11 protein-coding genes are annotated in these 12869 nt (G+C 38.7%); 6 read left to right on the forward strand and 5 right to left on the reverse strand.

Annotated elements, in window-relative coordinates:
- Positions 1–843: 843 nt before the first annotated feature.
- The 6 genes from speD to nspC all read left to right on the forward strand — a co-directional run bounded on the left by speD (position 844) and on the right by nspC (position 7469).
- Positions 844–1674, forward strand: a complete 831-nt coding sequence (gene speD, locus MKZ26_RS03995; protein ID WP_231885804.1) for an adenosylmethionine decarboxylase — start codon at positions 844–846, stop codon at positions 1672–1674.
- Between the two features lie 44 nt (positions 1675–1718).
- Positions 1719–3146, forward strand: coding sequence for an aminotransferase class I/II-fold pyridoxal phosphate-dependent enzyme (locus MKZ26_RS04000; protein ID WP_231885831.1), 1428 nt, complete (start codon positions 1719–1721; stop codon positions 3144–3146).
- Positions 3143–3994 carry a polyamine aminopropyltransferase gene (speE, locus tag MKZ26_RS04005; RefSeq protein ID WP_067208855.1) on the forward strand — a complete coding sequence of 284 codons (852 nt, stop codon included), beginning with the start codon at positions 3143–3145 and terminating at the stop codon, positions 3992–3994. The genes MKZ26_RS04000 and speE overlap by 4 nt, the downstream gene beginning before the upstream one ends.
- Positions 3984–4829 (forward strand): agmatinase, encoded by an 846-nt coding sequence (gene speB / locus MKZ26_RS04010; RefSeq protein WP_340764559.1) that lies wholly within the window; start codon positions 3984–3986, stop codon positions 4827–4829. Before speE ends, speB begins: the two co-directional genes overlap by 11 nt.
- A 290-nt stretch (positions 4830–5119) precedes the next feature.
- Positions 5120–6319, forward strand: a complete 1200-nt coding sequence (locus tag MKZ26_RS04015; protein WP_187047683.1) for a saccharopine dehydrogenase family protein — start codon at positions 5120–5122, stop codon at positions 6317–6319.
- 13 nt (positions 6320–6332) lie between these two features.
- Complete coding sequence (gene nspC, locus MKZ26_RS04020; protein WP_067208849.1) at positions 6333–7469, forward strand: carboxynorspermidine decarboxylase; 1137 nt, start codon at positions 6333–6335, stop codon at positions 7467–7469.
- Between the two features lie 51 nt (positions 7470–7520).
- Here the strand turns inward: nspC and MKZ26_RS04025 are convergent, their stop codons facing one another.
- The 5 genes from MKZ26_RS04025 to MKZ26_RS04045 all read right to left on the reverse strand — a co-directional run bounded on the left by MKZ26_RS04025 (position 7521) and on the right by MKZ26_RS04045 (position 12689).
- Entirely contained in the window at positions 7521–8246 is a 726-nt protein-coding gene (locus MKZ26_RS04025) for a 3D domain-containing protein (protein WP_340767603.1), read from the reverse strand.
- A gap of 324 nt (positions 8247–8570) precedes the next feature.
- Positions 8571–9353, reverse strand: coding sequence for a Cof-type HAD-IIB family hydrolase (locus tag MKZ26_RS04030; RefSeq protein WP_340764560.1), 783 nt, complete (start codon positions 9351–9353; stop codon positions 8571–8573).
- 255 nt (positions 9354–9608) lie between these two features.
- A complete protein-coding gene (ptsP, locus tag MKZ26_RS04035) occupies positions 9609–11324 on the reverse strand; it encodes a phosphoenolpyruvate--protein phosphotransferase (RefSeq protein WP_340764561.1) in 1716 nt (571 codons plus the stop codon).
- Positions 11324–11590 (reverse strand): phosphocarrier protein HPr, encoded by a 267-nt coding sequence (locus tag MKZ26_RS04040; protein ID WP_067208839.1) that lies wholly within the window; start codon positions 11588–11590, stop codon positions 11324–11326. Before MKZ26_RS04040 ends, ptsP begins: the two co-directional genes overlap by 1 nt.
- A 46-nt stretch (positions 11591–11636) precedes the next feature.
- Positions 11637–12689, reverse strand: coding sequence for a galactitol-1-phosphate 5-dehydrogenase (locus MKZ26_RS04045; RefSeq protein ID WP_340764563.1), 1053 nt, complete (start codon positions 12687–12689; stop codon positions 11637–11639).
- Positions 12690–12869: the final 180 nt, after the last annotated feature.

A 12869-nucleotide genomic window follows, 5' to 3' on the forward strand; every position in this document is an offset into this window, starting at 1 on the left:
TCTTCGATGCTCCTCAATAATCGCCTGTAAATTCACAACATCTATCATGCAATATTCCCTCCGTTTCATACTCACTCAATAGCGTATGAACTACAAGCGGAATGGATACACTTTATTAACATGTTGTATTTTTCTGAAAATACAGCCATGAAAGATATTATTCCCATCTTTTACCGTGTCAGATAAATTATCTAACGCAAATTATTCTTTAAAATACACATACTCTCGTTAAGAGTTCCTTGTATTAAGAATAATCAAAATTAGTTTCCCAGGAAATAATCTTCTCACATTTTGAAACCATCCTATTTCCAGAAGAATAAACTTAATTAATAAATAAATATTTTAAATTAGTATATAACATAAAAATATTGATTTTTCATTTTTATTTGCACTACTTCAACCTATTTTCCACCCCATTTTTTCCATAGTCAACTAACACTGAATTTAAAAACTATTGACGAAAGATTAAACTTTAGTTTACACTTTTCATGAAGCTCCTTTTAATAGTATAGGTAACTGATTTAGTCGTCGTTTCCTTACTACTAATTAGGGGCATTTTTTCGCAAGTAATTAATAATATTTTAAAGTAGTTCCACTTTTTTTCTACTGCAACTCTAGTGAATGCCTACTAAATATTTTATCTGCATATACCTATATCAACCGAGCGCAGGCGTCTTACAAAGGGTAGCAAAAGCCTTAAGACTGGCCGCGAAGCTGCTTGGCTTAAGGCGAGAGGCATCCCCTAGCGCCGAAGCGAATTCAATGGGATTCTTTATTTTAATTTATGAAGAATAAATTCTATTGACTAAGAAATGTTATACTTTATAATAAGATTTGTTTTACATGAAAGGCGTGATGGTAGGGTTGGAAAATAAGCTGAAGCTTTATGGCTTTAACAACCTCACAAAGACTCTTAGCTTCAACATCTATGATGTTTGCTATGCGAAAAGTGAGCGGGAGCAAAGTGAATATATTGCTTATATTGATGAGCAATATAATTCCGATAGATTAACCAGTATCCTGTACGAAGTGACTGATATTATCGGGGCACATGTCTTGAATGTCAGTAAACAGGATTATGATCCACAAGGTGCAAGTGTGACCATTCTTATTTCGGAAGAAGCCTTTCCTATCGCATTGATTGATGAATCGTGTAATAAAGGTGAACGAACCATTTTGGGAACTCGTAAAACAGTCGTTGGTCACCTCGATAAAAGTCACGTTACTGTTCACACATATCCGGAATATCATCCCGATAATTCTATCGCTACTTTTCGAGTCGATATTGATGTTTCAACGTGCGGCACAATTTCTCCGTTGAATGCACTTGATTATCTGATCGGGAGTTTCGACTCAGACATTATTACAACTGATTACCGAGTGCGTGGATTTACACGCAATATGGAAGGCGAAAAATTGTATATAGATCATTCTATAGAGTCCATTCGGGATTATATTGACAGCAATACATTGCTGAAATACCATTGGAAAGATATAAATGTCCACCAATCCAATATCTTTCATACAAAGCTACTTATAAAAGACATAAACCTGCAGGACTATTTGTTCAATACAGATGTCTCGGAGCTACCTCTTAATGAAAGGCTCGAAATCACAACCATGCTACGAAAAGAGATGACTGAAATTTTTAATGGTTCTAATATAGATGAATGAGGGGTGATTACGTGACACATCTTTTGCAACATAAAGCCCCCATAATGGAGGCGCTGAATCAATACAAATCAATGCGCGTCGTCCCTTTTGACGTTCCAGGTCATAAACGTGGAAGAGGTAATCCTGAATTAGCTGCATTTTTAGGTGAACAATGCTTGACTATGGATGTCAATTCCATGAAACCACTTGATAATCTCTGCCACCCTGTTTCGGTCATAAAAGAGGCAGAAGAATTAGCAGCTCAAGCATTTAATGCCAAGCACGCCTTTTTCATGGTCAATGGTACAACATCTGCAGTACAGGCAATGATCATGACGGCATGTAAAGCTGGGGATAAAATCATTATGCCACGGAACGTACATCGCAGTGCGATTAATGCCCTCATTTTAAGTGGTGCCGTTCCTATCTATGTAAATCCGGGCGTACACAGTGAACTTGGCATTCCTTTAGGGATGGCCGTAAAAGATGTAGAACAAGCTATCTTAGAAAACACAGATGCTAAAGCCATTCTCATCAACAATCCTACTTATTATGGGATTTGTTCAAACCTGCAAGCTCTTACCGATCTTGCACATCAACACGATATGCTCGTCCTTGTCGATGAGGCACATGGTACTCATTTTTACTTTGGTGATAATCTTCCCGCTTCTGCTATGTCAGTTGGTGCTGATATGGCATCCGTTAGTATGCACAAATCCGGCGGGTCATTGACACAAAGCTCTTTTTTGTTGATAAACAATGACGTCAGCGAAGGTTATACGAGGCAGATTATCAATTTGACACAAACGACAAGCGGATCTTATTTACTGCTCTCTTCCCTGGATATATCGAGAAGAAGTTTAGCGCTTAACGGAAAAGAGATATTTCAAAAGGTTGCCGAAATGGCACACTATACAAGGACTGAAATCAATAAGATTGGCGGCTATTACGCCTATTCGAAAGAATTGATTAATGGAGATACGATTTTCGACTTTGATGTTACGAAACTTTCGGTGGATACCCGCGACATTGGCTTAGCCGGAATTGAAGTCTATGACATTCTTCGGGATGAGTATGATATTCAAATTGAATTTGGCGATATCGGTAATATTTTGGCCTATATTTCAGTAGGTGACAGGCATCTAGATCTTGAACGGTTAGTCGCAGCACTCGCTGAAATAAAACGCCGCTATTCTAAGAATAAAAACAGCGTTTTCATCCATGATTACATTCGTCCACAAGTTGCTTTCACACCGCAAGAAGCCTTTTATGCGCCTAAGCAAAAGTTGCCCATTTCGGAGAGCGCAGGTTATATTTCCAGTGAATTCGTTATGTGTTACCCCCCAGGTATCCCGATTTTGGCGCCTGGTGAACGGATTACAGAGGAAATTTTGGATTTCATTCAATACTCCAAAGACAAAGGCTGTTTCTTAACAGGTACTGAAGACAGCGACATTGCAAATATTAATGTGTTGAAGGAGTTGGCGAAATGAATTTATGGTATACAGAAAATCATTCGCCTAATGTCCGTTTTTCATTGGAAGTGGAAGAGCACCTCTACACGGGTAAAAGTGATTTTCAAAAAATCGATATTTTACAAACGTCGGAGTTTGGCCGTGTTCTCACACTAGATGGACTCGTAATGTGTACTGAAAAAGATGAATTTATATATCACGAGATGATTACGCATGTAGCAATGGCAACCAATCCTACTATAAAAAAAGTACTAGTCATTGGGGCTGGTGATGGTGGAACAATCCGTGAATTGACTGCTTACCCAACTATTGAACAAATCGACATGGTTGAAATTGATAAGATGGTTGTTGATGTCTGCAGAGAATATTTACCGCAGACAGCCTCGAAATTAGATGACCCGAGGGTTAATCTGTACTTTGAAGACGGGCTAAAATTTGTTCGTAAAATCGAAAATGATTATGATTTGATCATTGTGGACTCGACAGATCCATTCGGTCCAGGTGAAGGGCTATTCACAAAAGAATTCTACGGCAACTGTTATAAAGCGCTGAAAGAAGATGGGATTCTTGTGAATCAACATGAAAGTCCCTTTTACGCTGAGGATGCGCTTGGTATGAGGAAAGCACACCAAAAAATCGTGGGCTTCTTCCCTGTTTGTAAAGTTTATCAATTTCACATGCCAACTTATCCATCCGGTCATTGGTTGTTTGGTTTTGCGTCGAAGAAATTTGACCCTATTCAAGATTTGGATGCAACAGCATGGAATGACCTTGACTTGAAAACAAGGTATTACAATACAGACATTCATGTTGGTTCATTTGCACTTCCAAACTATGTAAAGGAGCAATTAAAAGATGTTGAATAGAAATATTGAAACGTTTATTGGCTGTGACAATGAGTACGAAGAATCGAAAATCGTTATTTTCGGAGCTCCTTTTGACTCTACAACTTCTTTTCGTCCTGGTACACGCTTCGCAAGTAAAGCAATGCGTGGTGAATCGTTTGGAATTGAGACGTATAGCCCTTATCAGGATAAAGACTTAGAGGATATCGCTGTATTTGACGGTGGCGATTTAGAATTAAGTTTTGGGAACACGACAAGAGCATTAGGACAAATTGAAGATTTCACAACTCAAATTTTGGATGACGGCAAGATTCCCTGCATGATTGGCGGGGAACATCTGGTGACACTCGGTGCAATGCGTGCTGTTGCCAAAAAACATCCTGACCTTCATGTCATTCAATTTGACGCACATGCAGATTTACGTGAGGACTATCTTGGGGAAACCCTTTCTCATGCCACGGTTATTCACAGAGTATGGGACTTACTCGGAGACGACAAGATCTTCCAATTCGGTATCCGCTCTGGAGACCGCAGTGAATTCCAATGGGGTAAAGACCATGTGTTTACGAACAAGTTTAACTTTAACGGATTAGAAGAAGTCGTTGAAAAGCTTAAAGGAAAACCAGTCTATTTAACCATCGATTTGGATGTATTGGACCCTTCTGTATTTCCTGGAACAGGTACACCTGAAGCCGGCGGAGTCAGCTTTATGGAATTACTGAATGCCATGTTAACAGTAAGCGGCCTCAATATTGTTGCTTGTGATGTAAACGAGCTATCTCCGATTTACGATCAAAGCGGTGTCTCGACAGCGGTAGCATGTAAAGTACTACGCGAATTGTTATTGGCAATTTGAATTCGGTGGCAGTAACTGGCACCGAGGTGTGGCGTTTGGATACATGTACAAACTGAGCGTAGGCGCATTAAAAGGGATAGCCAACCGAACAACGAAAGGTCGGTTTGTATAATTTCTGAGTACTTTGCAGAAATTATACAGTTAATGTCCAGAGGTTATTTCCTTTAGGTTCAAGGATATCTCGATTAATCTTGGCGGGAGGCATCCCCTAGCGCCGCAACAGATTTGAAGGAATTCTTTACTTCAACTTTTCAATCTAAAAAAAACTATATTATAGGCGGGTGTTCATTATGGGAAAAGCGTTAATTATTGGTGCTGGTGGAGTTGCAGGAGTAGTTGTTCATAAATGTTGTCAGGTTCCTGACGTATTCGAAGAAATCTGTATCGCAAGTCGTACAGTATCTAAATGTGATGCGTTAAAAGAAAAACTGGATGGCGGCCGTACTAAAATTCAAACGGCTCAAGTAGATGCTGATAATGTGGAAGAACTGGTTGAACTTATTAATAAATTTCAACCAGATATCGTCATTAACGTTGCATTGCCATATCAGGATTTAACGATCATGGATGCATGTCTTGCTACTGGCGTTGACTATGTCGATACAGCAAACTACGAACCTCTTGACGAAGCTAAGTTTGAATACAGCTGGCAATGGGCTTACAGAGAACGTTTTGAAAAAGCTGGCATCACTGCCCTACTTGGAAGCGGCTTCGATCCGGGCGTTACAGGTGTCTTCTCTGCACATGCACTAAAACATCATTTCGATGAAATTCATACGATTGACATTGTGGACGCAAACGCTGGTGATCACGGCTATCCTTTCGCTACTAACTTTAATCCTGAAATTAACATCCGTGAAATCACAGCTAATGGAAGCTATTTTGAAAATGGTGAGTTCATCGAAACTGAACCATTATCAATTAAACGTGTCTATAATCTTCCTGAAATCGGTCCAAAAGATGTTTACTTATTACATCACGAGGAACTGGAATCCCTTGCACTCAATATTACAGGTATCAAAAAAATTCGTTTCTGGATGACGTTCTCAGAGAACTATTTGAACCACTTAAAAGTGCTTGAAAACGTTGGAATGACTTCTATTGAACCAATCCTTTTCGAAGGGAAAGAAATCGCTCCCCTTCAATTCTTAAAAGCTGTGCTACCGGATCCAGCTTCTCTTGGGCCAAGAACAATAGGAAAAACGAATATCGGCTGTATTTTCCAAGGTATCAAAGACGGCGAAGAGAAAACGTATTATGTTTACAATATTTGTGACCATCAAGAATGTTACAAAGAAGTAGGTTCACAAGCAATTTCGTATACAACGGGTGTCCCTGCAATGATCGGTGCGATGCTGGTAATGACGGGTAAATGGAAGAATCCTGGCGTACACAATATCGAAGAGTTCAATCCTGATCCATTCATGGAAGCACTCAACAAATATGGTCTACCATGGCAGGAAAGCTTCAATCCTGAATTGATTGACTGAGGAGGGCTTGAAATTGAATATTGATTTAAATGCACTCCCCTCCCCCTGCTATGTAGTGGACGAAGGATTGCTTATTAAAAACTTGGAAAAAATGAAGTCTGTTATTGACCAGACGGGCTGTAAGATTCTACTTGCTCAAAAAGGATTTTCGATGTTCTCAGTTTATCCGTTAATCGGAGAATACTTGAACGGGGTAACATCTAGTTCCGTACACGAAGCAAGACTGGGCTTCGAAGAAATGGGCAAGGAAGTACACACCTACGCCCCTGCCTTTTCGGAAACAGAGATTGATGAGATTCTTTCTTATTCAGATCACATCGTCTTTAATTCATTTCAACAATATAATCAATTCAAAGAAAAAATTAAAAACCATCCAAAACAAATAGAAATTGGACTTCGCATTAATCCTGAATACTCTGAAATCGAAGTCGATATGTACAATCCTTGTTTTTCGCATTCAAGGTTTGGCGTTACGCTTGAGAATTTTGAAGCTGACCAGCTTGAAGGCATCGATGGCTTACACTTCCATACGATGTGCGAACAAAACTCTGATACGCTGGAGCGCACCGTGCAAGTTGTCGATGAAAAATTTGGGGAATACATTAAAAATATGAAGTGGATCAACTTCGGCGGTGGGCATCATATCACAAGACCCGATTATGATATCGAAACACTTATCCGTTCGATACTGTTTATGAAGAATAAATACGGTGTACAAGTGTATTTAGAGCCTGGTGAAGCTGTTGCATTGAATACTGGCTATCTTGTTGCGACTGTTTTGGACACCCTCCACAACGGTATGCCAATTGCTATTTTAGATACTTCAGCAGCATGTCATATGCCTGATGTATTGGAGATGCCTTATCGCCCTGAAATCATTGGTGCAGGAATGCCAAACGAAAAGGCTTACACCTATCGATTCGGTGGACCTACTTGCCTAGCTGGAGACGTCATTGGCGATTATTCTTTTGATGAGCCTTTAAAGCCTGGTGATAAGCTTGTCTTTTGTGATATGGGCCACTATTCGATGGTGAAAAACAATACATTTAATGGTGTTAACTTACCTTCTATCGCCTTAAATACCGTTAGTGATGGTATTCAAGTGATTAAACAGTTTGGGTATGACGATTTTAGAAACCGTCTATCTTAACTAGAATGAAAGGCCTGTGCAAAAGTAGTATTTTTGCACAGGTTTTCTTTATTAATTGAGTACTTTAAGTTTCACTTTTTTGACTCCCCACTCCATTGCATTATTATAAGATGGAATGAAAACATCGATTTTATTCCCTTTAATGGCTCCTCCTGTATCTCCAGCTATCGCTTCTCCATAGCCTTCCACCCAAACCTTTGTACCTAGCGGAATAAGTTTTGGATCTACTGCAATTACTTTCTGATTTGGATTAGAACGTAAGTCAATGCCGTAAGCGGTAGTTCCTGAACAGCCCGTACAGTAGGCTGTATAGGCTGTCGCTGTAACCAGCATCTCTTTTCCATCACTTGCAGGTGGTGGCGTTGGCACGATTGCAGCCGCAATTGTATCTTTCGTTCCCGCATCTTCTACATGCCCACTGACGATTAATACATCACCAGGGTGGATCACCTCGCCTGTTAGGCCGTTCCAACTCGTGAGAGATTCTATAGTAATGTTATGATTAAGTGCAATTCGATACAAATTATCGCCTGCGTTTACTGTATAACTTTTCGGCTTCGGAGTTGATTCCACTGGTGCGACTAATTCCTGATCTACTACTTCTTGATCAGGTACCTTACTTTCTTCTGCTTCTCCCAAAATCATGTCAACTGCATTTGAAAGGGTTTGTAAATATGTCAGTTCATCATCACTCAGTTGGGCATCTGAGAGTATCGCCGCATCTGTTACTGAATAAGTGGAAAACGCAAAAATTAGGGCTAACAAAAATATTTTCATTTTCAACAAAAGTCTCCTCCTTCATTTCAAATACGATTGCTTATCCTAAACAGCAATCGATAATTTGTTTCCACAAGTATTGCCCCGAATCTTTGAAAAACAAACATTCTAATTAAATAAAAAGAAACCCTTCTCCAAAACAACTAAAATTTGTTTTGAGAATAGGGTATTATTAGCGATTTAGCGATGAAATCATATTACATAATGTGTAAGTTATCGAATTAAATCCACGAAAATAAAAACAACAATCAGCCATTCATTTGAATGACTAATTGTTGTTTTCACTGTAGGCAATTGTAATAGATCATTTATTTCTCCAATTAGTTAAGATAATAATCCAACCATCTGCAATCCGTAAGCAATACCATCTTCGCCCACATCTTTCGTAACATATCTTGCTGCTTTTTTCACTTCCTCAGGAGCATTCCCCATCGCAACACTATGTCCAGCATACTGAAGCATTTCAATATCATTTAAATTATCACCAAAAGCATAGACTTGATCTTTCGAGAACCCTTTCTTCTCAATGAACTTTTCAATTCCCTTCGCTTTAGAGCCGCCAAGAGGTAGAACATCCATCGAATATTCATGCCAACGGATAAAGTTCAATTTTCGCAAATTGTCTCGATATAATGTTTCTTCATGTTCTTTACAATACAGGAGTGTTTGATAAATTTCAGTATCGTTATAGTAACTAGCGTCCATTTCTATTTGAGTAGTATCAATATTAAGGGAGGTAAGAGATTCTTCTATATCAGAATGATAATCAAAAGTGGATCTCATAAATTCTGCACCCATATAAACAAGTGGATGATTTTGAGTTGTGGAAAAACCCAATAAATGCGCTAATAATTCTCTATCAATAGGGTTTTTATAAATGACTTCATTTTCTATTTCAACATACTGACCATTAAAACAAATGAAGGAATCAATTTCTAACTCTTTCCTTAAATCTTCAATAAAGTAAGGAGCACGCCCCGTCGCAAAGGCTACTTCGTGTCCTGCTTCTTTTAAAGATCTAACAGCTTCCTTCGCGGAAGCAGGTAATTTCTTATCGTGGTCTAAAAGAGTTCCGTCAATATCAAACATAATCATTTTTTTAGTCATTTTATTTCCCCCATTACAGAATGAATTCATATTTGGTTCAATTTTAAAAGTGTGATTCTTATTTCATACTAATTCGAGGCTAATTGCGGGGTAATTCTAACATACATCAACAAATAGGATTCTTTAGAATGGCGTCGTAGGAATAACAGTGGTGTTGGTGTTTGACACAAGAATACAGCAAAACAATAAATAAAGACAACACCCCTGAACGATTAATCAAGTTCTGGGATGCTGTTTTATGATAACTGTTTTGAATTACAAATTGCAGCGGGCCATAACTGTTTGAACTACATCCTCAGCTGTTGACATCTGCAAGGCTTCATTCGCAAGTTCTACCATATCGCTTTTGTTCAATTTTAGAATTTGAGTACGGGCCTTTAAAATAGATGTGGCACTCATCGAGAATTCATCAAGGCCTAGTCCCAATAGTAAAGGAATAGCGATTTCATCCCCTGCCATTTCCCCACACATCCCAGTCCATTTTCCTTCATTATGTGAGGCGTCAATAACCATCTTGACCAACCGTAGAATTGCTGGATTATAAGGTTGATATAAATAGGCAACGCGTTCATTCATACGATCCGCAGCCATCGTATATTGGATTAAATCGTTGGTTCCAATACTAAAGAAATCAACTTCCTTTGCGAACTGATCTGCCAGTATTGCAGTGGAAGGGATTTCTACCATGATGCCAACCTCAATAGTAGTGGCAACATTTATATTGTTATTTAGGAGTTCTTGTTTCTCTTCCTCCAAAATTGCTTTAGCCTGGCGGAACTCATCAAGAGTTGCAATCATCGGGAACATGATTTTCAAATTCCCATATGAACTGGCTCTTAAAAGAGCTCTTAATTGCGTTCTGAAAATATCCTGCTCTTCCAAACATAAACGAATAGCACGAAGTCCTAGGAATGGATTCATTTCTTTAGGAAGATTTAAATAAGGGAGTTCTTTATCCCCGCCAATATCAAGGGTCCGAACAACGACCGGTTTACCTGACATTCCCTGTAGAACCTTCTTATATGCCTCGAACTGCTCTTCTTCAGTTGGGAGTTGGTTTCTACCCATATACAAAAACTCGGTTCTGTATAATCCGATCCCTTCTCCACCATTACTGATGACTCCCTCTAAGTCTTCTGGGGTGCCGATATTTGCAGCTAACTCTACATGATGACCATCAGCAGTAGTTGTTTTTTCATCTACTAGCTTTGTCCATTCAGCTTTTTGTTGCTCATACTTCAATTGTTCATTTTCGTATGTAGCAATGACATCCGGAGTAGGATTAATATGTACCTCTCCTTTAAACCCATCAACAATAATGATGTCACCGTCCTGGATAAGCTTAGTCGCCTCCTTCGTACCTACAACTGCGGGAATTTCCAATGTGCGCGCCATAATCGCAGAATGGGAAGTCTTTCCACCAATATTAGTTGTAAAACCTTTTACAAATTCACGATTTAACTGCGCCGTGTCTGAAGGTGTTAAATCTTCTGCGATAATAATTACTTTTTCAGAAATCATGCTCGGATTTACAATTTCAACATTTAGCAAATGGGACAGCAAACGTTTCGCAACATCACGAATGTCCGAAGCCCGTTCTCTCATATATTCATTATCCATTTGCTCGAACATTGTAATAAACATATCAGACGTTTCTTTGAGTGCGTGCTCAGCATTCACATGATCTGTTTTAATTTTATCTTCAATTGAAGTCAGAAGCTCCGGATCAAGTAAAACTAATATATGTGCATCGAAGATAGCTGCTTCATCTGCACCAAGTCCTTTTGCAGCGGTATCGCGAATTGACTCTAACTCACTTTTCGAAATAGAGACAGCTGACTGAAAACGTGAAAGTTCTTCCGGAATGTCTTCAACAGTTTTTTTACTGAAAGATAAATCTGGCTCAACAAAACGGTACGCTTTTGCTATCGCTATACCATTTGATGCAGAAATCCCATGAAGTAGGCTCATTAGTTAGTCAGTCCTCCGTTTTTCAACGCTTCTTCAAGTTCGTTAAGTGCATCCTGTTCATCGATTCCAGTGGCGCTAATTTTAAATTCTCCACCTAAACCAATACCTAAAGACATTACGCCAAGAATTGATTTTAAATTGACGTTTTTCTCATTGTAAACCAAGTTTATATCGGATTTGAATTTGGTTGCTGTACTTACTAATATTGAAGCGGGTCGCGCATGAATCCCCTGCTCATCCGTAACTATAAATTGTTTTTCAACCATTTAAATCATACTCCCTCATTAAAATAATACTTACTTACCAAGCTTATCATTTTGGGTCGGGATAGAAAAGGACCTTTCCAAAAAAATCGTCTCTTTTGACAATTTTATTAAATGTTTCTGGTCCTTCATTTAATTTTAATCGGTGTGTTATCATCGGTTTCACGTTTATTTGCCCTGTACTCATATAATGAACGGATGTACTCCACTCATTACCTGGGAATGGAGCAGAAATGGCATTCCATGAACCCAATACAGTTAATTCATTTCTAACTATTTTTTCGAAATAAAAGCGTTCAATCGGAACATCCCCATATGGAATTCCCATAAAGACTACTTCCCCACCCTTTTTAGGTAAAGCAAGTACTTGTGCAGACGTGATAGGTGAACCTGCTGATTCAATTGCTACATCAACACCCTGACCATTCGTATGTTCCATAATTTGCTCGTGGGCTGAATTATTAAGTGAATTGATCAAAACATCTGCGCCAGCTTCTTTGGCCATTTCAAGCTTCTTATCGTCAATATCAATTGCATAAACTTTTTTAGCTCCAAATACTTTTGCCCATTGAATAGCTAACAACCCAATATTACCACAGCCCATAATAGCAACCTCACTACCCGGTTGCATTGTGGTTCGGTTAAAACCGTGCACAACTACTGCAGATGGTTCAATCATTGCTGCTGTATCATAATCTACATTATCAGGAATAGGTACTATATTTCCAGCTGGTAATTTAACATATTCTGCATATGCACCTGGATGTCTTGCGCCGATAACAGTAAGTTTTTCACAACGTGCCAGCTCTCCCTTTTGACAGCTGTAACATTTGCCACAATAAAAAGTTGGACAGCCTGCAACACGATCTCCTACTTTAATAACCTCAACGCCGGATCCAACTTCTACGACTTCTCCTGCAAATTCATGTCCAAATATCATGCCTTCTACATAGGGACCAAGCTTATTGAATCGAGAAATATCTGAACCGCAAATTCCTACGGCTTTCACTTTAACGATTACATCATCTTTTTTTTCTATAACTGGTTGAACTGCGTCTTCAAAACGCAAATCTTGTATGCCATAAAGTTTTAATGATTTCATCTCAATCGCCCTTTTCTGAATACAGTTTGTTGTTCACTTTTAATTTACTGATTCATTTTTCGTCTGTTTTTTTTTGTTTAAAATTAATTTATATAATGCAAATCCTACTATAATTGTATTAAGGATTATCTGATGTTTAAAATAAAAATCAGCTATAGACCGAAAAGGTCCCAACATAAA

The sequence above is a fragment of the Sporosarcina sp. FSL K6-6792 genome (assembly GCF_038004885.1).
GTDB classification, from domain to species: Bacteria; Bacillota; Bacilli; order Bacillales_A; family Planococcaceae; genus Sporosarcina; species Sporosarcina psychrophila.